We start from the raw sequence: 18,855 nt of genomic DNA, 5'->3' as shown, positions 1-18,855 counted from the left end.
ACCTGAACAAACATGGTTGCCACAACTTCTGCATCGCTGGACTGGAAGCAGTTTGAACAGACTTTATTCAGCATCTACTGGCAAGATGCTCAGGCGTTCCTGGCCGCGAACCCTCAAGAAAGCATCTACGCACTGGCACTGAACGGCCTGTACCGCGAGGAGGACGGCCCCATTTACCTGCCCACGCTGTCTGCCAATAGCGAGCAGGCTTATTCACAAATGGTGAATGCCCCCGAGCCGCAGGGTCGCTTGTCCGAATTCGACCTGGATACCGGCCAGTTGGGCACTCTGCGCTGGAACCCGCCGGATTGGGAATGGGAGGAGCTGGATTCAGCCTCGGACTCTCAGGAGTTGGAGCAACTGGAACAAGCCTTGCTGGCCGAGGCCAATAAAAGCACGCCTGCCCACTGGTTGCGTACCGAGGCGCAGCTGATCAAGGCGCTGATCCGCATCTGCAAGCAACTGACCAAAGCCTGCCAAAAATCGCCCTGGTCCGGCCAGCTCACTCCAGAGTTTGCGGTGCTGATCTATGTGGAAGACACTCAGGAATGCGAAGCCATGGCACGCGAGTGCATGGGGGAGGCACGCTTTCTTGCATTGTTTCCCAGCCATGACCAGCAAGCGCAAAGACGCGCCAGAGTTGCCGCGCTCTCCCCCGCTCAACAGCTGCAATACCATCTGAGCTGTCTTGAAGGTATCGGGTGCCCGGAACTGGGACTGAGCCCAAAAGAGGCGCAATTGCTGGGGGAAGAGGCCGAGACTGCGCTGCTTGCCATGAATCACAGCCAGGTGGCCCATGCGCTGCTGCCCATGCTGAATCGGCCTGGCAAACAGTGGCGCGCGGCCATGTTGCTGGCCCAGATAGCTTACCGAGACGAACAGGTACTGACTGCACTGCGTCGGCAGGTTCAGGCCCCCATCCGCAGCACCCGGGAAGAAAGCGAGCGAGGCTGGTGCGCCAGTGCCTTGGGGTCGTTAGGTGACCAGGAATGGCTGCAGCAGCAAATAGGCACCACGGCCGTGCCTGTGGACAGAATCGCGCAAGGCATTGCCTATCCCTACCGTTCCTGGAACAGCAAACCAGGCACCACGGCCCTGCACCTTGACTATGCGCCGCTGGAGCGGGCGCTCGACCTCAAGCATCCGGCCTTGACCCAGGCGCTGAATGAAGAGCTATCACCCGGAACCGGTTATTGCAGCCTTCGGGTTGAGGATTTGGAGCAAGCCCTGCTCGCTCTGCAGTCCGTTCACGCTCTGGTGCGCGTTCATGCGGCTTGCATCATGGGAGAGCGAAGCCTTGGGGCCGCTGCGGGCAGGCGCATCACTCCTGTACTGGCACAAGCCCTGAGTCACGACCGCAACGAAAACGTACGTTATCAGGCCATGCTGGGCCTGCGGTATTGGAAAAAAGCCAGCGCAGCGCAGCGCGCCACGATTGAGCATGCCGCTGAACACGATGCCAGCGACGACATACGCGAGCTGGCTCAGCAATGGCTGAATGAACACTGCTGAATCACAAAGAACAGAACCGGAGACAAACATGCAAATCAATGTGCAAGGCGCAGACATCTACGCCTACACCGGCGGCAAGGCTTTCGACGCGGCCAAGCCCACGGCCATTTTCATCCACGGCGTGCTCTGCGATCACAGTGTCTGGGCGCTGCAAAGCCGCTACATGGCCAATCACGGCTGGAACGTGCTGGCCATCGATTTGCCTGGCCATTGCAAAAGCGGCGGCCAAGCACCGGAATCCGTCGAGGAGGCTGCAGGCTTCATAGGCGCGCTGATGGATGCGGCAAACCTGCAGCAAGCTGCGCTGATCGGCCATAGCTGGGGCAGTCTGATTGCCATGGAGACTGCGGCCAGGCTGCAGGACCGCATCAGCCATCTGGTGCTGGTGGGTACGGCCTTCCCCATGAAGGTCTCGCCCGCGCTGCTGGAGTCGGCCCTGAATACGCCCGAGAAAGCCATCCAGATGGTCAACACCTTCTCGCGCGCCACGCTGGCACCGCCCAATGGCGCAGGCAGCTGGGTGTTTGGCGCCGGCGTGGCCCTGGGCCGCCGCGTGCTGGCCAGCAATGCTCACACGAATCTGCTGCATGCAGGCTTCAAGGCCTGTGACAGCTATGCGGGCGGCGAAGCGGCCATGACGCAGGTCAGCTGCCCGCTTCTGTTTGTGCTGGGCGAGCAAGACCAGATGACACCACCCAAGGCTGCAAAAGGCTTGATAGAAGCCGCCAAAGGCGCGGGCAAAACGGTGAGCGTGCAGATCATTCCCAACGGCCACAACCAGATGACGGAGTCGCCCGATGCGACGCTGTTTGCGATTCGGGATTTTCTGGCTGCATGAGCCATTAAGCTTGGGCCATGAGCCAAACCTTCCAGCACCACGGCCAACTGGCTGCCGCCTGCGCCGAATGGGCCAAGATTTCACTGACCGGTTTGCAGCCCCGGCGCAATCTCAATCTGAGCGATAAAAAAGCCGACTGGAAGCAAGCACTGAGCGCGCTCAAGCGCTTTGCCAACAGCGATAGCTATAAAGCTCACCAGGATTTCCAGGCACATGCCGCGCTGGAGAACTACTGGAAATGGAAGGAAGCGGGCGAGCAGGCGCGCTGGCTGCTGATCTATGGTATCGATCTGGGCCTGAACGGTGATGTGCTGCGCCCCATCTACCAGGAAGTGACCGCGCTGTGGATTGATGCCGCCTCGGTGGCCGAGCATGCGCGCGCCAGCATGGCGCAGGAGACTGGCGAGGACTATGGCGTAGCTCCGCCCATCAACACACGCGCTGACGACTACGCTGTTGCCGTGACCCTGCTGTCACTGGCCACACTGCTGGATGCGCAGGATGACGTACCGGCGATCGATGAGCATGTGCTGGCCTTCGATACGGACCAGTTGCTGGATTATCTGTGCGCAGGCGGTCTGCAGCTGCAGCAGGTCAGCGAGGAGCTTTTCCACAAACGCCCTTACGGCGCCATGAAGCCTTTTTTTGAACAGCTCGAAGCTCTGCCTGACCCACTGCTGCCCTATCTGCAAACCCAGTACCAGGAGTTTCTCAAGCTCTCGCCCAAGCAGCAGAAGAAAGGCAGTCCGTGGCTGGGCACGGGCTACTGGGCACTGGAGGTGGCCGCCCTGGCCGTGCTCTATGGCTGGGATGACAGCGCTTTGCGCAGCAGCCCGCACTACCCGGCTGATCTGGTCGACTACGCCCGCGGGCGCCTGGCTCAAACAGAGTCAGGCGATTCTTGACAGAAAACCGGCGATGCGGCTGCTGATGCGATCAGGCAGCTCGCGGTGCGGCACATGGCCGCCGCCGGCAATGATTTCCGCTTCGCAAGGGCCCTGCGCCCAGGTGCAGATGTTCTCCGGATGCACGAGGGAGCCGAATTCATCAAGCTCGCCGTGGATCGCCAGCACCGGGCAATGCACCTGTCTCAAGGCCGCATCCAGCCGGTAATGCGCGAAAGGCGGGCTCAGCCAGGTGTCCACCCAGGCTGACAGCACCCAGGCCGCCTTGTCGCCATGGTAGCGGGCAAGCCGCTCCAGTTGGCCGGGCTGGGCAAAGTTGTCTCGCGCCGCCCTGATGCCCTGCAAGGTGCGGTCTTCGACAAAGCTCTGGGCCGATTCGGTAATCAACGCCTGGCATTGCCGTCCATACTCAGCTGCCACCATGGCCGCCATGCCGCCGCCCACGCTGTGTCCCAGCATCACGAAAGCGTCCAGACCCAGCGCCTGATGAAGCGGCGTGAAGCCGGCCTCGACCTCGCTTTCCACAAAACTGGGTTGAAGCCGATGCGGATTGGGGTCCGAATGACCGAAGCCCAGGCGGTCATAGGCAATGACTTCACGCCCGGTGGCCGCGGCCAGCTGCGCGGGAAATTCGCGCCACAGATCCACGCTGCCCAGAGAGTCGTGCATCAGCACCAGCGGCGCCTTGGCCGCCCCGCCCTGCGCTTGCCAGCGTTTGACATGGAGCTGCCCGTCGGGCGTCTGAACACGGGTTTCACTGGAGCTGATCACAACGGGCGGCATGGTGTCGTCAAACATGGGCAGGGTCTGGGTTGAATGGCGATGAGGTGCACGGTCACCTTAGCAAGAGAACGCTCATGGCAGCCTAGCCAGAAGCTGGAGTGGCCGCAAAGATGACGAATCTGGCCGATTTTGCGCAGTCTTACCGTATATGGCCTGTCGTTCAGGTGACGAAGACCTCCGGCAGCAAATTGCCAGCACTCGCTAACCCGCTGGCCTGGCCATGCTGTCGGCAGTATAAAAACAGCATCAACTTCACCGGGGTTCGCCATGTCACAGACCACGACCTCAGAACCGGACGACGCTGTCAAAGCCAGCGTGGACCCGCGCCAGTTCAAGAGCTTTGCCGAGTTCTACCCCTTCTACCTGGGCGAGCACAGCAACGCCACCTGCAGACGGCTGCACTTCATCGGTACCAGCCTGTCGCTGGTGTTCCTGCTGGCGCTGTTTTTGACGGGCGACTGGTGGTATTTGCTCGCAGGCCTGATCTGCGGCTATGCCTTTGCCTGGGTGGGGCATTTCGGCTTTGAGAAAAACAAGCCAGCCAGCTTCAAGCGTCCGCTCTACAGCTTTCTCGGCGACTGGATGATGTGGCGCGACATCTTGCTGGGCCGCATCAAGATGTAGTGCCACTCCCCCTCTGAAGCGCGCCCGCTGGCCTGCTTTGCAGGCAGCGAATCGGCAGCCCGATCTTGAGCGCAGATATTCATAGATATCCGCCCACAGCCATCAAATTCTATGAATATTGCCTCCAGGCGCGGCAATCAGCTCGGCCATGGTCATGGAATCGAGCTGGGCACGCTGCCACAGCGGCCGCACGGCCTCTGAGGGCTCGAGCAACAGGCTCTGCACCAGGGGCTCGACCCGCGTGGCATGCGGATCGACCAGCAGCACATAGCGCGGCTCGGTGCTCTCAAGCGACACATAGGCATCGGGCGGCTGCACGGCCCCGACCCAGTCCAGCTTGGCCAGCGCCTGCAGCACGGGTTGAATCTGAGAGGCTTCCACGCGCAGGCGCCGCGAAAGCTGGTGCACATACAGGCCCTTGTGCGGCAGCTCGCGCTCCTTGGCCAGGCATTGCAGTACCTCGACGGCCAGCTCGAACTGCCAGCCCCGATGTCCTGTCAGCCGTTCCACCCCGGCAAGCACCGTGGGCAGATAGGCCGTGACCAGAGCCCCCAGCAGCACAATGCTCCAGGCCACATACATCCAGATCAGCAAGATGGGCAGCGTGGCAAACGCGCCGTAGATCACCGAGTAGGTCGGCACGGACGACAGATACAGGCCCAGCACCTTCTTGGCCACTTCCATGAACACGGCCACAAACACGCCCCCCACCAAGGCATGGCGCCAGCGCACCGGCGTGTTGGGCACATAGTGGTAGAGCCCGGCCATGCCGGCGGCCAGCACCACGAACTCTATGGAATCAAAGACAAAGCGCAGGCTGCCGGGCAGCGCATTGACCATGCCCTTGGAGGCCGACATCACATAGGACGACAGCACCAGGCTCAGGCCCAGCAGCAGCGGCCCCAGCGTGATGGCGGCCCAGTAGATCAACACGCGCTGGCCCAGCGGCCTGAGCTGGCGCACGCGCCAGATGTTGTTGAGCGTGCGGTCTATGGTCAGGATCAGCGCAATCGCCGTGACCATCAGTATGGAAAAGCCGACCAGGCCCAGTTGGCTGGCCTTGGAGGCAAACTGCGTGAGATAGCCCAGCACCTGGCGCGCAATGGTCTCGGGAATCAGGCTGTCCATCAGCCAGCGCTCCAGCACCTTCTGCGCCTTGCCAAAGATCGGGAAGGCCGTGAACAAGGCCAGCGCCACGGTAAAAAATGGCACCAGCGCCAGCAGCGATGTGAAAGTAAGACTGCTGGCCGTCACGCCCAGGCGGTCTTCCTTGAAGCGTGCCAGCAGCACCTGGGCCGTGTTGTGCCAGGGGAAGGTACGCAGGCGCTGCTGCGCACGGCGGCTTCTGCGGCGCAGCTCAGTCCTGAGCTCCTGCTGGCTGGGCATCTGGGGCTTGGGGATACGCCCGGCCAGATCCTTGCAGCTAGCCGCCAGCGCCCTGGCCTTGTCGAGTCTGCTGCTGCGCGGGCTCTCGGCAACGCGCTGCGAGCTGTCGTCAGGACTGTCGGTCACTCCTGAAACGCAAGCATGCACCGCTTTCTGTTCCTGAGCTGGCGTCGTATTCGGCGTGGAATAGCTGGTCCAGCCCTGAGCTGCCGTGCTGAATGCCGCCGCAGGCGTCGCGGCAGGAGCTGGCACGGGTTCGTGCCGAGCCAGATCGTTGCCAAGATCGGGCAAGGGTTCGAACACTGGCTCCAGCGGTAGGCCCGGACCATCGAGGCTGGGTTCCTGGCGCTGCTCTACCTGTCTGGACTCGGCGGCAACGTTCGCGGCAGCAGTTGCGGCTGTCGACGCCGGCGATACCACACGGTCCCGATCTTCCGTCACCGGCCTGGCTTGCTGCGCCTTGCCTTCCAACGCAGCCCAAAAGCCGGCACGCTCGTTTTTCTTCATGACGGCACTCCTTCACGAACGCAAAAGGAGGACGGGTGCTGCGCAACATCAAGCGCAGAACGCAAAACAAAACGACCGGATTCAAACAGAGCTGGCATGACCGATATGATGCCACTGCTATGACCGACGCCCTCTCGCCCCAAGCCGCCGAAAACACTTCTTCACCAATCCAGCAGCCCGGCTCCGATGTGGCCGCCACGCGCTGGCTGGCCGTGGGCAGCCTGCTGGCACTGATGCTGCTGTGCGTGGCCTGGGAGTTGTGGCTGGCACCGCTGCGCGAAGGCGGCACCTGGCTGTTTCTCAAAGCCCTGCCGCTGGCGTTCGCCGTGATCGGCCTGCTCAAGCGCCGCATGTACACCTATCGCTGGCTCAGCCTGCTGGTGTGGCTGTACTTCACCGAAGGCGTGGTGCGGGCCTGGAGCGATGCCGCGCCCAGCCGCTGGCTGGCGCTGGCAGAGGTGGCGCTGTGCGTGCTGCTCTTCATCGCCTGCGCAGCCCATGTGCGCCTGCGCCAGCGTGCCGTCAAGGCGGCCCGGCTCAATCAGGCGTGATGCCTTCAAACTGCGCCAGCGTCCGCACCTGCGCCGCCAGCGCATCGAACAGCAACTGCGCGGCCGGCGACAGCGCACGGCGCGGGCGCTGAATCAGCAGCGTGCGGCGCAGAATGCGCGGCTCGTCCAGCAGGCGAAAGCCCAGATCGCCCTGCAGGCCCAGCGAAGGGTGACGCGCCGTCAGCGCCGGAACGATGCTGACGCCCAGGCCCAGACTCACGGCCTCGAACAGCAATTGCGGATTGGACAGGCGCAGCGGTGTCTGCAGCAGGTTCTGCGGCATGCCCGGGGCCGAAGCCAGCAGCTGGCTGATGGCGGTATCGGTGGTCAGGCCCACAAAAGCCAGATGGGGCAGCCGGGCCAGATCGGCCGCCGTTAGCCGCCCCGCCTGCAGCAGAGGTTCATCGAGCCTGGCCACCAGCCCCATGGCATCGCTGATCAGCGGCTGGGTCAGCAAATCGCCGCCAGCCGGGTGTGCCGCTCCCACGCCGAAATCCACACTGCCGGCCTGCACACGCTGGGCGATGCCTTCGGCGCTGTCCTCGATCAGATCCACCTCGATGCCCGGATGCCTGGCCCGCAAGGCCGGCAGCACCGGCAGCAGCAACACCGCCAGCACCGACGGAGCGGCAGCAATGCGCACCTTGCCGCGGCGCAGTGCGGCCAGATCGCCAAGGTTCTGAAAGCCCTGCTCCAGGGTCTCGAAGGCCTGGCGCACATCGAGCAAAAAGGCCTGGCCGGCAGCCGTCAGCCCCACGGTTCGCGTGGTGCGATCAAACAGCCGCAGGCCCAGGGCATCTTCCAGCTGGCGAATGGATTCGGACAGGGCCGACTGCGTCAGGCACAGTTCGCGTGCCGCGGGGGCAAACGCGCCCTGGCGCGCCACCTCGTCAAAGGCACGCAATTGGCGCAGGCTGACATTATTCGGAAAAACTGGCATAACCAATCAATTTATTTCGATTGCCCCGTAGTCTGCCATGCTCTACGCTTGCGGCTTCATGGTTTTCCGGTCGCAGCGCTGTGCGTGGCTTAGGATTTCCGTCTGTCTCCCCTCTCTGCCGCCCCTGCTGCGGCCTGCTTGTCATGACTTCCACCGCTTTGCTCGAATCCCTGCGCCAGATTGTGGGCGCTCCCCATGTGCTGACCGACGGCGACCTCAGCGCCTACGAACAGGACTGGCGCAAGCGCGTGCACGGCAAGTCCCTGGCCGTGGTACGCCCCGGCAACACGGCCGAAGTGGCCGGCGTGGTCAAGGCCTGCGCCGCAGCCGGCGTGCAGATCGTGCCCCAGGGCGGCAATACCGGGCTTTCCGTAGGCTCCACCCCCGACGACAGCGGCCGGCAGGTCGTGCTCAGCCTGACGCGCCTGAACGCCGTGCGCCATATCGACAAGGACAATCTGACCTTCACCGTCGAAGCCGGCTGCATTTTGCAGAACCTGCAGGAGCTGGCCGATCAGCAAGGCCTGCTGTTCCCGCTGTCGCTGGCCGCCGAAGGCAGTTGCACGATCGGCGGCAATCTGGGCACCAACGCGGGCGGCACACAGGTGGTGCGCTATGGCAACACCCGCGATCTGTGCCTGGGCCTGGAAGTGGTGACGCCTCAGGGCGAAATCTGGGACGGCCTCAAGGGCCTGCGCAAGGACAACACCGGCTATGACCTGCGCGATCTGTTCATTGGCAGCGAAGGCACGCTGGGCATCATCACCGCCGCCACCATGAAGCTGTTCCCGCAGCCGGCCGCCCAGCTCACGGCCTTTGCCGCCGTGCCGTCCATGGAAGCCGCCGTGCGCCTGCTGGGCCTCGCGCACCAGCACCTGGGTGCGGGACTCACGGGCTTTGAAGTCATGGGCCAGTTCGCACTGAGCCTGGTCGTCAAGCACATGCCGCAGCTGCGCGTGCCCTTTGCCGACATGGGCGACGAAGCCCCTTATTGCGTGCTGCTGGAGAACAGCGACAGCGAGTCCGAGCAGCATGCGCGCCTGCGCTTCGAGCACTTGCTGGAGCTGGCCTTTGAGGACGGCTGCGTGGTCAACGCCGTGGTGGCGGAGAGCCTGACCCAGGCCCATGACCTGTGGCATATCCGCGAGAGCATTCCTCTGGCCCAGGCCGAGGAAGGCCTGAACATCAAGCACGATATCTCGGTCGCAGCCTCGCGCATTCCGGCATTTGTCGAGCATGCCGACGCCGTGCTCAAGCGCGAGATTCCCGGCGTGCGTCTGGTCAACTTCGGCCATCTGGGCGACGGCAATCTGCACTACAACGTGCAAGTACCCGAGGGCGAGGACGGCAAGGCCTTTCTGCGCGACAAGGAAGCCCTGGTCAACCATCTGGTCTACGAGGCCGTGGACGCCTTCGGCGGCTCGTTCTCGGCCGAACATGGCGTGGGCGCACTCAAGACGGACAAGCTCGAAAAATACCAGTCCCCCGTTGCGCTGCAGATGATGCGCGCCATCAAGAATGCGCTGGATCCCCAGGGCCTCATGAACCCCGGCGTGGTGCTGACGCGCGGCTGATCCTGGCATCGCCGACAAAAAAGCCCTGCATTGCTGTGCAGGGCTTTTTGCATTGACCAGGGCTTTAGCGAGAGGCCACGATATTGCGCAGCATGTTCTCAACCGCGCTGGGCCAGGGGATGTCTGCGCCATCCACATCGGTGAACACGGTCTGCCTGCCCTCGCTGAGCAACCAGACGCGCAAGCCGTTGCGCACAGGATCAATCACCACGGCGGCCATTTCCTCGCCCCCTTGATGCTGGCGATTTCCCATCACATAGAGCAGCCCTGCAGAGGGCTCCAGCGGGCCCAGGGCCTGCAGATTCTTGAGCAGCGTCTCGTACTGACTGCCGCCCATCAGCGTCTTCAGCCGCTGGGCCAGCACGCCGTCCTTCACATAGTCCACGCCATCCCAGCGGTACTTGCCCTGCAGCGGCTTGAGGCTGTCCAGGCTTGGCTCGCCGTCCTTGACCACATGGGGAACGCGCACTTCCTCGATGGAGACCGTGGCCGCCTCCTCGATCTGCGCCGTGGCAGCGGGCTCTTGGGTCTGGGGCATGGCATCGGGCGGGGCGGCAGCAGCCGCAGCGGCGGTGGGAGATGGTGCCTTGGTCTTGTCGCAGGCAGCCATCAAGGCCGCAATCGCCAGCGCAACAGCCGCAGTGCTCACAAAATTGCGTGACATGAACTCACTCTCCTTGTTCGGCTCGGTTGTTTTCCATGACATTGTGAAGCCAGCTGCGGCAGATTTGAGACTGACAGGGCCGCAGGACGGGTCATTGACAGCGGGCAACTCGGCATGCTCCGGCACGTGGCACACTTCGGCTATCGCGGCCCTCGGGGCCCACCCTCTTCAAGAGCTGCGGCACCTTGTGTACGCTGCCAGCACAGCCAGTCTTTGCCAGTCTTTGACCGCTTTTTGCACCATGAACTCCAGCACCTGCACCCTGCGCCCCGTGCGCTGCCAGTACGAAACCTTTATGCGCCATGTGTACGAGCACGGCGCGTCCAAGACCGACCGCACGGGCACGGGCACGCGCAGCGTTTTCGGCTACCAGATGCGCTTCAACCTCAATGAAGGCTTCCCCCTGGTCACCACCAAGAAGGTGCATCTGAAATCCATCATTCTGGAGCTGCTGTGGTTTCTGCGCGGCGACAGCAATGTGAAGTGGCTGCAGGAACGCGGCTGCACCATCTGGGACGAGTGGGCCGACAAGCAAACCGGCGACCTGGGCCCGGTGTATGGCGTGCAATGGCGCAGCTGGCCCAAGGCCGACGGCACGCATGTCGACCAGATTGCCGAAGTCGTCAAGCAGCTCAAGAGCAATCCCGACAGCCGCCGCATCATCGTCAGCGCCTGGAACGTGGCCGAGCTGGACCAGATGGCGCTCATGCCCTGCCACTCCTTCTTCCAGTTCTATGTGGCCGACGGCAAGCTCAGCTGCCAGCTCTACCAGCGCAGCGCCGACATCTTCCTGGGCGTGCCCTTCAACATCGCCAGCTATGCGCTGCTGACCCATATGCTGGCCCAGCAATGCGGCCTGGAAGTGGGCGACTTCATCTGGACCGGCGGCGACTGCCATATCTACAACAACCACTTCGAGCAGGTGCAGACCCAGCTGTCTCGACAGCCCTTCGCCTATCCGACGCTGAACATCAAGCGCAAGCCCGCATCCATCTTCGACTACGAGTACGAAGACTTCGAAGTGCTGGACTATCAGCACCATGCCGGCATCAAGGCTCCCGTGGCGGTCTGAGCTGCGCCCTCCGGATCACTATAAAAATCAAAGCTGCTTGCGCTTGCCATCCTGCGATTTCAGATACTTTCATATCTGAAGTCAATGAATAACAAGTGCCAGCAGCTTCTTTATTGATAGCTATGGCCATTCAACTCATTTACGCCCGCGCAGCCAACGGCGTCATCGGCAAGGACAACACCATGCCCTGGCATCTGCCCGAAGACATGGCGCATTTCAAGGAACTGACCCGGGGCTGCGCCGTCATCATGGGCCGCAAGACCTGGGACTCGCTGCCGCCGCGCTTTCGCCCCCTGCCGGGCCGCAGCAATATCGTCGTCACCCGCCAGGCCGACTGGCAAGCCGAGCCGGCATCCGATCAGGTCCTGCGCGCTGCCAGCCTGCCAGAAGCGCTGGAGCTGGGCCGCAATCTCTCGCAAGACGTCTGGGTCATCGGCGGCGCGCAGATCTATGCCCAGGCTCTGCCGCTGGCCGATGCCGTGGAAGTGACCGAAATCGGCCGCGACTTCGAAGGCGATGCCTTTGCCCCCGAACTGGGCGAGCAGTGGCAAGCCGTGAGCCGCAGCGAGCATGTCTCCGCCAATGGCCTTCCCTACTGCTTTGTGCGCTTCGAGCGCCGGGGCTGACCCTCGTCTCGTGCCGTGCGGGATCGCATCCGCACGGGGCGGCCAGCAGTCCGGCAAGAGACAAAACTCTCTTGCCTTCGCGGTGTTGCGTTGCAACAATTGTCAGCTTCATTGCATGACTGCCGTATGACAATGGCAAGGCAGCCTGCTGCAGCCTGAGCCCTCCAAACCCGCAAGCCTATCGACCTTCATCATGAGCCTAGTCCAGCCCCTGCCTCCTGGCGCCCTCGATATCGTCGGCGATATCCACGGCGAATACGCCGCGCTGGTGCAATTGCTGGGCCATCTGGGCTACGACCTGCAGGGCAATCACCCCGAAGGACGGCGACTGGTGTTTGTCGGCGACTTCTGCGACCGCGGGCCGGACAGCCCTTCCGTGCTCGCGCTGGTCGGCGCCATGCTGGCCTCGGACACGGCCCATGCGGTGCTGGGCAACCACGAAATCAATCTGCTGCGCGAAGATGCCAAGGATGGCTCGGGCTGGTTCTTCGACAGCCGCATCGACTCCGACCAGCCCAAGTACGCGCCTTTTGCACGCATGCCGGCCGAGCAGATTCCCGCCATGCTCGAGCGGCTCGGCCAGTTGCCGATCGCACTGGAGCGTGAGGATCTGCGCATTGTCCATGCCGCCTGGAGGCCCGAACAGATCGCCATGATTCGCCAACTGCCCAGCGGCAGCGCACGCGCCACCTACGACCACTTCGAGACAATTGCCGAAGAACAGTCCGTCGCCCAGTGCGTGGCCGAGCGCATGCGCCAGGAAGAACTGAGCTGGCCCTACAGCCTGGAAGACTATCGCCACGAGCCACCCTTTCTGCAAGCGCATAGCGAGAACGAACTCAACAAGGCTATGGTCAATCCTTTGAAGGTGCTGACGGCCGGCGTGGAGCGCGAATGCCGCAACCCCTTTTACGCGGGCGGCAAATGGCGTTTTGTCGAACGCGTGGGCTGGTGGAATGAATATGAAGAAGCGCCCGCCGTCATCGTCGGCCACTATTGGCGCCGCCTGCGCCCGGCTGACGCACCGGCGCATGGCTCGCAGTTTGAAAACCTGTTTGGCGCAACACCCCCGCTGTCATGGCACGGCCTGCGCGGCAATGTGTTCTGCGTGGACTATTCGGTAGGAGCGCGCTGGCTGGACCGCCTGCGCGGTGACAACCCCGTGCAGCGCAGCAAACTTGCCGCCATGCGCTGGCCCGAGCGCGTACTGGTCTTTGACGACGGCACACAGGCCATATCGGAAAATTTCGAGCACTCCGTGATGCTGCGCGATTGAAGCCAGCTTCCACGCCTGCCAGGCCTCGCGGCATCAAGGCAGCTTCGGCCTGAGCAGCGCCTTGCCACTGCCTGAATCCAGGTCTGGGCCTAGACCTATTTCGCGGGCGGCTGCCGCGCGTGCTGCACCCATTCCTCAAAAGCAGAGCCGTCAGGCAGCACGCAGGTATTTCGATCAGCATCCGCCCCCTTCTCGGTGCGCAGCACGCCACCCTGCTTTTTGCAGTTGGCTTCCGAGGGGTTGCCAAAATTGACGGAAACCGATTGTGCGCAGCCACCGGCTGCCGCCACGACAATCATCATCCCTGCCAGGCTTGAAGCATGTTTCATGGGCTCAATGTAGCAAACCCCTGCACACCCGCTTGTGAGCAATTTGCTTTTCGAAGGCATCAAGAAAGACCATGTCCCTCCAGAAAGTCCAGCCTCCCGAAGCCCTGAAAGGGATCGCTGCAAACCACCTTGCCTGCACCAGATCTTGATCTGCTGCCAGCCACAGGCTGAACCAGGTTTGGATTGCCACGCACCCCGTGGACAGCTGGCAGGCTCGCCTGTCGGGTGGCCGGAGAGGGGTCCAGCTCGCGTGAGTTTCGCAGCGGGGAAACATGCCCGAACTCACCATTTGCGTGCACAGCATTGATGCGCCAGGTGCCTATTCTGGTGTACTCCCACTCCTGCATCTGCGGCCCTCGCTATCGACCAGGGCCCCTCTATCCTTCGTCTTTTAGCTGTTTTAGCTGTGAAAGAACTGCTTGAGCCTTTCATAGAGGAAATCATTGAGCAACTTGATGCGCCGGGGCGTGTGTTCGCGCTGGGGAATGAAAACATGCACGTCGAGACGAGGGCCGCTGTAGCCAAGGGGGAGCTCTACCAGCGCTCCGCTGGCTATGAGAGGTCGCGCAAAGTAATCTGTCAGTTGGCCGATGCCAGCCCCCTGCAGCACGAGCTGCCGCTGTACGGCAGGGTCCTGCGTGATGAAGGAGAACGGCGGCTCCAGCATCGTCTGCCGGCGCGCCGATTGAAAGGTCCAGGGCCAGATGCGGTTGGTGCGTGGGTGCCTCAGGCCGATGCAGCAGTGCTGCAGCAGTTCCTGCGGGCTCTTGGGTGTCCCCTTGGCGGCCAGATAGGCAGGCGCAGCGCAGAGCATGTGAGTGAAGCGCCCGACTCTGCGCGCGACCAGCGATACGTTGAGCAGTGGTCCGCCGATCACACCGATGTCCATGCCCAGGTCCACCGTGTCGGGCCAGGGGTTCTGCGTCACGAGTTCGATGCGGATATCGGGATAGCTTTCATTGAACTGTGCCAGCAGTGGCGCCACCAGCAACTGCCCGAGACTCAGGCTTGAGGCCACCTTGATCGAGCCGGTGATGCCGCTTGCGCGGTCGCGCAATTCACGCTCGCCCTGGTCGATCGACTGAAGACCGACGCGGCAACGTTCATAGAACACACGGCCGTCTTCCGTCAATGCCATGCGGCGCGTGGAGCGGTGGAACAGGCGCACGCCCAACCACGATTCGAGCTGTGATATTTGCAGACTCACAGCCTGTGGCGTCAGGTGCAGCGATTGCGCGGCACGGCTGAAATTCTCTGCCTCAGCCACGTTCATGAATGTGGTGATGAGTCTAAGCCTGTCCATGGATTTACAAATTTTGCTTGAAGCTGTTTCAATCTTGCACCCACTGTGACAGCACGCGGGCGCTAAGTAAAGTTTGGCAAACATTCAAAATCGCCGGAGACACACAGATGCCCCACCTGCTTGGACAACTATTACTTCCCCTTTGCCTCGGCCTCAGCGGGGCAGCTTGGGGCGCGGCCGCGCAAACCGGCATGCCCACACATCCGGACAGGCCCATCACCTTGGTCGTCTCGTTCCCGCCAGGAGGAGCTCCCGACCAGATAGCGCGCCTGTTGGCGCCCCAGCTTCAAGCGCGCTGGAAAAATCCCGTCATCGTGGTGAACAGGGCGGGAGCGTCGGGCAACCTGGGCAACGACTCCGTAGCCCGCGCCGAGGCCGACGGCCACACCCTGCTGGTGACACCGAATACCTTCACCATGGTCCCTCACGTGCTGCCGGCGGGCGGGCAGCATGCCGATGTCGTCAAGGACTACACTCCGATCGCTCTGCTCTCATCAGCCTCCATGCTGATGCTCGCCAACCCCAGACTCGGTGCAAAAACGGCGGGCGATGTGGCCCGGATGGCGAAGACACAGCCCGACCTGGGCTACGCCACCTCGGGCAATGGGTCTCCCATGCATATCGTGGGAGAACTCTTCAACAAGGTAGCTCGCGTGCAATTGCGCCATGTGCCCTACAAAGGCACGACACCGGCGATCAACGACGTGCTGGGCAGCCATGTGATGCTGACCTTCCTCGGCATGCCTGTTGCCAAGCCCCTGATCGATGCGGGACGCCTGGTACCGCTGGCCGTGGCAGACAAGGCCCGCAGCTCTTTTCTGCCCAGCTTGCCAACCATGCAGGAACAAGGCTTTACAGGGGTGGAGGTCGACATTTCCTTCGGCGTCTATGGCCCCCGCAACATGGACCCGGCGCTGGCTGACGATATCAACAAGACCTTGCGCGAGATTCTGGCCAAGCCCGAGGTCGCAGCCCAGTTCAGAAACCTGTACCAGAGCGTGGAAAACCAGCCACGCAGCGCTTTCGCCGAAAAGACCCGCGCCGACTACAAGCGCTACGGCAAGCTTGTGAAAGAACTTGGCATCACTGCCGACTGAAAGCCGGCCTCATGACGAACAAGACTCCCAACGTGCTGCTGATCGTCACCGACCAGCAGCGTGCCGACCACCTGGGCTGCGCGGGCAACACGCTGCTGAGGACGCCAAACATCGACCGCCTGGCCCGCACCGGCGTACGCGCCAGTAACTTCCATGCGGCCAGCACCACCTGCATGTCCAATCGCGCCACGCTGATGACCGGACGGCTGCCATCGCTGCATGGCGTGGTGCACAACGGCATCAGTCTCTCGCGCGATCACACTACCTTTGTGGAACTGCTGCGCGCAGGAGGCTATGCCACGGCACTCATAGGCAAGTCTCACCTGCAGTCTTTTGGCTATGACGGCCCGGCACGCCGTCGCTGGAGTCAGGGTGACCAAGGGGTCACGCCGCCGCTCGATCTACTGGACGCACGAAAGCGCCAGCGTGACGGCGACGGGTATTTGAACGAATGGACGCCCGATTGGCGCAGTGGCAAGCGCATGGCGGTGACCACCCCTTACTACGGTTTCGAACATGTGGAGCTGGCTACGTTCCACGGCGACCAGGTTGAAGGTGACTATGCCCGCTGGCTGGCCCAGCGCCATCCGGCTCCCGACAGTCTGCGCGGCCGTGCCAACGCCCTGCCTTCACCAGGCTACAGCGCGCCGCAGGCATGGCGCACGGCCATGCCCGAGGCGCTGTATCCCTCGGCCTGGGTGGGGGAGCGCGGCTGCGATTGGCTCAGAAAACATGTGCAAGGCTCGTCCGGCAAGCCGTTCTTTCTCAACCTGTCCTTTCCTGATCCGCACCATCCATTCACTCCTCCGGGACGGTTCTGGGATATGTACCAGCCTGAGGACATGCCATTGCCGCCCAGCTTCGGCAAGCCCGGCAACTCTCAACTGCTGGTCGACGTTCATCGCTACACCAGAGAGGGAGGCTCCCGCGAGGGTTACGGCGCCTACGCCGTAACCAGCCGTGAATGCCAGGAAACGCTGGCCCTGACCTACGGCATGGTCAGCATGATCGACGAGCAGGTCGGGCAGTTACTCCAGACTCTTCAGGAGTTGGGCATAGAGGACGACACGGTCATCATCTTCACCAGCGACCACGGCGACATGATGGGCGACCATGGCATCGTGCTCAAGGGCGCCATGCATTTCAGTGGGCTCACGCGCATACCCTTTATCTGGAAGGACCCATGCAGCCGGGCCGCTCCTCCAGTCCTGGAGCTGCCATCCGGAACCATCGACATTGCCAAGACCGTGCTGGCGCGCTGCGGGCTCGCCCCCTACAACGGGATCCAGGGACTCAATCTGCTGCCCTGGCTGGACGGGCAATCGCAAACAGTCCCATCGCGCCCTGGTGTCATTGTCGAAAGCGAGCCCGTGGTGCTGCCGCACGGAAGAACGCGCCGCTACCGCCTTCGCAGCCTCGTCAGCGAAGAATGGCGCCTGACCTTGAGCAACTTGCCCGAGCTGTGCGAGCTCTACGACCTGCACGCCGATCCGCTCGAGCAACACAACCTGTGGCATGAGCGCGCTGCCGAGCGCGGACAGTTGTGTATGCAGTTGCTGATGGAGCTCAGCGAACAGGCTGATTGCTCGCCACTGCCGACGGCTATCGCCTGAGGTACGTGCGGAAGTTGGACCGCAATCCTGGAGGAGACCCCGATGAACAAGCAATTTTTCTGTGCCGCTGCATTCCTGTGGTTGGGAGGCGCCTGTCATGCCCAACCAAGCATCACGATCTATGGATTGCTCGACACCGCTGTCGAGCACATCAACCATGTGGGCGCCACTGGTTCTGGGCTCACGCGCATCCCCAGCAATGCGGGCAACATTCCATCCAGGCTGGGATTTCGTGGCCGTGAAGATTTGGGTGGCGGAATAAGTGCCCAGTTCGTTCTCGAAATGGGCATCGCACCTGATTCGGGCGTCTTGAACCAAGGTGGGCGCGGGTTTGGGCGACAGTCGTTTGTTGGCCTGAACGGCCCCTGGGGTCAGGTTGGCCTGGGCCGGCAGTACACGATGCTGTTTTGGTCGATGCATGACGCCGATGTCATCGGGCCGGGTATGCACAGCATTGCGAACTTCGACAGCTATTTTCCGAATGCACGCGCCGACAACGCCATCTCCTACAAGGGCACATTCTCAGGACTGACCGTGGGCATCACTTACAGCTTTGGGCGCGATACGGTCAATGCTGGCCCTAGCCCCGCCGGCACAAATTGTGCCGGCGAGAGTGGCACCGACAGGAACGCTTGCCGCGAATGGTCGATGTTGCTCAAGTACGACTCCGCCAGTTGGGGGGACTGCGCTGGCTCATGACGTGCTCAAAGGAGGCTCAGGTGCATTTGGTGGTCTAAGCCAAAGCGGCATGAGTGACAAGCGCACCATGCTCAACGGTTATGTGAAATTCAACGGAGTCAAGATTGGAGCGGGATTTCTGCGCCGCGACAACGATGGCTACAAGGTCTCCCCCCGCAGCGACCTGTGGTTCGTCGGCCTTTCGTATCCCGCAGGAGCATGGACTTTCGACACCCAGTACTACCGGCTCCAGTACAAGTCCAATAGCGACAAAGGCCAGTTCATGGTGCTGCGTGGCACCTACCACTTCTCCAAACGAACCGCCGCCTATGCGTCACTGGGACACATGAAGAACAGCGGCAATGCCACATTCAGCGCTAGCAGCGGCCAGGCTGGCAGCCTGCCGGTCGCCGGAATCAACCAGACAGGCTTCGGCGTCGGTATACGTCATATGTTTTAGCCAATGGCACTCGCCCAAATACGAGCCTGACGGAGATGCCGAACCAGCCTTGTTGCTGTGACATGGCTCAACCACCTCGCTGATACAAGCCGTCAAGGCCCTGGAGCGTGTGCGTAG

Annotated in this window: 17 protein-coding genes and 1 pseudogene; 12 read left to right on the top strand and 6 right to left on the bottom strand. The window is 62.3% G+C overall.

Translation table 11 applies throughout. The features are described 5' to 3' along the window. The first annotated feature begins 12 nt into the window (after positions 1 to 12). The 3 genes from CSE6_RS20485 to CSE6_RS20475 are packed head-to-tail and all read left to right on the top strand — an operon-like array spanning position 13 to position 3,255. A complete protein-coding gene (locus CSE6_RS20485) occupies positions 13 to 1,512 on the top strand; it encodes a DUF4303 domain-containing protein (RefSeq protein WP_059441320.1) in 1,500 nt (499 codons plus the stop codon). 28 nt (positions 1,513 to 1,540) lie between these two features. Further along, positions 1,541 to 2,350 carry an alpha/beta fold hydrolase gene (locus CSE6_RS20480; protein WP_059441319.1) on the top strand — a complete coding sequence of 270 codons (810 nt, stop codon included), beginning with the start codon at positions 1,541 to 1,543 and terminating at the stop codon, positions 2,348 to 2,350. A 17-nt stretch (positions 2,351 to 2,367) separates the two neighbouring features. Beyond that, entirely contained in the window at positions 2,368 to 3,255 is an 888-nt protein-coding gene (locus CSE6_RS20475) for a PoNe immunity protein domain-containing protein (RefSeq protein WP_059441318.1), read from the top strand. Here CSE6_RS20475 and CSE6_RS20470 read toward each other — a convergent pair. Next, positions 3,241 to 4,053, bottom strand: a complete 813-nt coding sequence (locus CSE6_RS20470) for an alpha/beta fold hydrolase (protein ID WP_059441317.1) — start codon at positions 4,051 to 4,053, stop codon at positions 3,241 to 3,243. The two genes, CSE6_RS20475 and CSE6_RS20470, sit on opposite strands and share 15 nt — an antisense overlap. A 252-nt stretch (positions 4,054 to 4,305) precedes the next feature. Between CSE6_RS20470 and CSE6_RS20465 the strand changes: the two genes are divergently transcribed. Then, positions 4,306 to 4,662 carry a DUF962 domain-containing protein gene (locus CSE6_RS20465; RefSeq protein ID WP_003063755.1) on the top strand — a complete coding sequence of 119 codons (357 nt, stop codon included), beginning with the start codon at positions 4,306 to 4,308 and terminating at the stop codon, positions 4,660 to 4,662. Positions 4,663 to 4,764: 102 nt separating this feature from the next. Here CSE6_RS20465 and CSE6_RS20460 read toward each other — a convergent pair whose 3' ends face one another. Continuing rightward, the gene (locus tag CSE6_RS20460) at positions 4,765 to 6,048 is read right to left on the bottom strand and encodes a YhjD/YihY/BrkB family envelope integrity protein (RefSeq protein ID WP_231905930.1); all 1,284 of its coding nucleotides are present in this window, start codon (positions 6,046 to 6,048) and stop codon (positions 4,765 to 4,767) included. A 542-nt stretch (positions 6,049 to 6,590) separates the two neighbouring features. On the opposite strand from CSE6_RS20460, the gene CSE6_RS20455 reads away from it, so the two are divergent. Further along, positions 6,591 to 7,106 carry a DUF2069 domain-containing protein gene (locus tag CSE6_RS20455; RefSeq protein ID WP_003063757.1) on the top strand — a complete coding sequence of 172 codons (516 nt, stop codon included), beginning with the start codon at positions 6,591 to 6,593 and terminating at the stop codon, positions 7,104 to 7,106. Here the strand turns inward: CSE6_RS20455 and CSE6_RS20450 are convergent. After that, a complete protein-coding gene (locus CSE6_RS20450; RefSeq protein ID WP_059441315.1) occupies positions 7,093 to 8,046 on the bottom strand; it encodes a LysR family transcriptional regulator in 954 nt (317 codons plus the stop codon). The genes CSE6_RS20455 and CSE6_RS20450 overlap by 14 nt on opposite strands. Positions 8,047 to 8,189: 143 nt before the next feature. Between CSE6_RS20450 and CSE6_RS20445 the strand changes: the two genes are divergently transcribed. Then, positions 8,190 to 9,620 carry an FAD-binding oxidoreductase gene (locus tag CSE6_RS20445; protein ID WP_003063759.1) on the top strand — a complete coding sequence of 477 codons (1,431 nt, stop codon included), beginning with the start codon at positions 8,190 to 8,192 and terminating at the stop codon, positions 9,618 to 9,620. Between the two features lie 64 nt (positions 9,621 to 9,684). Here CSE6_RS20445 and CSE6_RS20440 read toward each other — a convergent pair whose 3' ends face one another. Next, positions 9,685 to 10,284 (bottom strand): hypothetical protein, encoded by a 600-nt coding sequence (locus CSE6_RS20440; RefSeq protein ID WP_034405736.1) that lies wholly within the window; start codon positions 10,282 to 10,284, stop codon positions 9,685 to 9,687. 241 nt (positions 10,285 to 10,525) lie between these two features. Between CSE6_RS20440 and CSE6_RS20435 the strand changes: the two genes are divergently transcribed. From CSE6_RS20435 to CSE6_RS20425, 3 genes are all read left to right on the top strand, one after another. Next, positions 10,526 to 11,356 (top strand): thymidylate synthase, encoded by an 831-nt coding sequence (locus tag CSE6_RS20435; protein WP_034359309.1) that lies wholly within the window; start codon positions 10,526 to 10,528, stop codon positions 11,354 to 11,356. Positions 11,357 to 11,478: 122 nt separating this feature from the next. Then, positions 11,479 to 11,982, top strand: coding sequence for a dihydrofolate reductase (locus CSE6_RS20430; protein WP_059441314.1), 504 nt, complete (start codon positions 11,479 to 11,481; stop codon positions 11,980 to 11,982). Between the two features lie 193 nt (positions 11,983 to 12,175). Next, the gene (locus CSE6_RS20425) at positions 12,176 to 13,258 is read left to right on the top strand and encodes a metallophosphoesterase (RefSeq protein ID WP_059441313.1); all 1,083 of its coding nucleotides are present in this window, start codon (positions 12,176 to 12,178) and stop codon (positions 13,256 to 13,258) included. A 95-nt stretch (positions 13,259 to 13,353) separates the two neighbouring features. Here the strand turns inward: CSE6_RS20425 and CSE6_RS20420 are convergent, their stop codons facing one another. Both CSE6_RS20420 and CSE6_RS20415 read right to left on the bottom strand, forming a co-directional pair. Next, a complete protein-coding gene (locus CSE6_RS20420) occupies positions 13,354 to 13,647 on the bottom strand; it encodes a DUF333 domain-containing protein (RefSeq protein WP_238585751.1) in 294 nt (97 codons plus the stop codon). A 340-nt stretch (positions 13,648 to 13,987) separates the two neighbouring features. Then, positions 13,988 to 14,890 (bottom strand): LysR family transcriptional regulator, encoded by a 903-nt coding sequence (locus CSE6_RS20415; RefSeq protein ID WP_003063765.1) that lies wholly within the window; start codon positions 14,888 to 14,890, stop codon positions 13,988 to 13,990. A gap of 191 nt (positions 14,891 to 15,081) precedes the next feature. Here CSE6_RS20415 and CSE6_RS20410 point away from each other — a divergent pair, with 191 nt between their 5' ends. The 3 genes and pseudogenes from CSE6_RS20410 (at position 15,082) to CSE6_RS20400 (ending at position 18,738) form a co-directional block, all read left to right on the top strand. Continuing rightward, positions 15,082 to 15,987 carry a tripartite tricarboxylate transporter substrate binding protein gene (locus CSE6_RS20410; RefSeq protein WP_052703388.1) on the top strand — a complete coding sequence of 302 codons (906 nt, stop codon included), beginning with the start codon at positions 15,082 to 15,084 and terminating at the stop codon, positions 15,985 to 15,987. An 11-nt stretch (positions 15,988 to 15,998) separates the two neighbouring features. After that, the gene (locus tag CSE6_RS20405; RefSeq protein WP_059441311.1) at positions 15,999 to 17,600 is read left to right on the top strand and encodes a sulfatase; all 1,602 of its coding nucleotides are present in this window, start codon (positions 15,999 to 16,001) and stop codon (positions 17,598 to 17,600) included. Positions 17,601 to 17,642: 42 nt separating this feature from the next. After that, positions 17,643 to 18,738: pseudogene (locus tag CSE6_RS20400) on the top strand (porin). Positions 18,739 to 18,855 lie beyond the last annotated feature (117 nt).

This window comes from Comamonas sp. E6, from assembly GCF_001010305.1.
Lineage (GTDB): Bacteria > Pseudomonadota > Gammaproteobacteria > Burkholderiales > Burkholderiaceae_C > Comamonas > Comamonas thiooxydans.
The sequence above is the reverse complement of the archived record's forward strand: the minus strand, read 5'-3'. Positions and strand labels throughout refer to the sequence as shown.

What these genes read in the sequence shown, in the direction of transcription:
- CSE6_RS20420 (WP_238585751.1), bottom strand. Translation starts at nt 13,647, where the DNA reads ATGCCTTCGAAAAGCAAATTGCTCACAAGCGGGTGTGCAGGGGTTTGC.
- CSE6_RS20465 (WP_003063755.1), top strand. Translation starts at nt 4,306, where the DNA reads ATGTCACAGACCACGACCTCAGAACCGGACGACGCTGTCAAAGCCAGC.
- CSE6_RS20475 (WP_059441318.1), top strand. Translation starts at nt 2,368, where the DNA reads ATGAGCCAAACCTTCCAGCACCACGGCCAACTGGCTGCCGCCTGCGCC.
- CSE6_RS20435 (WP_034359309.1), top strand. Translation starts at nt 10,526, where the DNA reads ATGAACTCCAGCACCTGCACCCTGCGCCCCGTGCGCTGCCAGTACGAA.
- CSE6_RS20430 (WP_059441314.1), top strand. Translation starts at nt 11,479, where the DNA reads ATGGCCATTCAACTCATTTACGCCCGCGCAGCCAACGGCGTCATCGGC.
- CSE6_RS20425 (WP_059441313.1), top strand. Translation starts at nt 12,176, where the DNA reads ATGAGCCTAGTCCAGCCCCTGCCTCCTGGCGCCCTCGATATCGTCGGC.
- CSE6_RS20450 (WP_059441315.1), bottom strand. Translation starts at nt 8,046, where the DNA reads ATGCCAGTTTTTCCGAATAATGTCAGCCTGCGCCAATTGCGTGCCTTT.
- CSE6_RS20410 (WP_052703388.1), top strand. Translation starts at nt 15,082, where the DNA reads ATGCCCACACATCCGGACAGGCCCATCACCTTGGTCGTCTCGTTCCCG.
- CSE6_RS20405 (WP_059441311.1), top strand. Translation starts at nt 15,999, where the DNA reads ATGACGAACAAGACTCCCAACGTGCTGCTGATCGTCACCGACCAGCAG.
- CSE6_RS20440 (WP_034405736.1), bottom strand. Translation starts at nt 10,284, where the DNA reads ATGTCACGCAATTTTGTGAGCACTGCGGCTGTTGCGCTGGCGATTGCG.
- CSE6_RS20485 (WP_059441320.1), top strand. Translation starts at nt 13, where the DNA reads ATGGTTGCCACAACTTCTGCATCGCTGGACTGGAAGCAGTTTGAACAG.
- CSE6_RS20415 (WP_003063765.1), bottom strand. Translation starts at nt 14,890, where the DNA reads ATGGACAGGCTTAGACTCATCACCACATTCATGAACGTGGCTGAGGCA.
- CSE6_RS20460 (WP_231905930.1), bottom strand. Translation starts at nt 6,048, where the DNA reads ATGCCCAGCCAGCAGGAGCTCAGGACTGAGCTGCGCCGCAGAAGCCGC.
- CSE6_RS20445 (WP_003063759.1), top strand. Translation starts at nt 8,190, where the DNA reads ATGACTTCCACCGCTTTGCTCGAATCCCTGCGCCAGATTGTGGGCGCT.
- CSE6_RS20470 (WP_059441317.1), bottom strand. Translation starts at nt 4,053, where the DNA reads ATGTTTGACGACACCATGCCGCCCGTTGTGATCAGCTCCAGTGAAACC.
- CSE6_RS20480 (WP_059441319.1), top strand. Translation starts at nt 1,541, where the DNA reads ATGCAAATCAATGTGCAAGGCGCAGACATCTACGCCTACACCGGCGGC.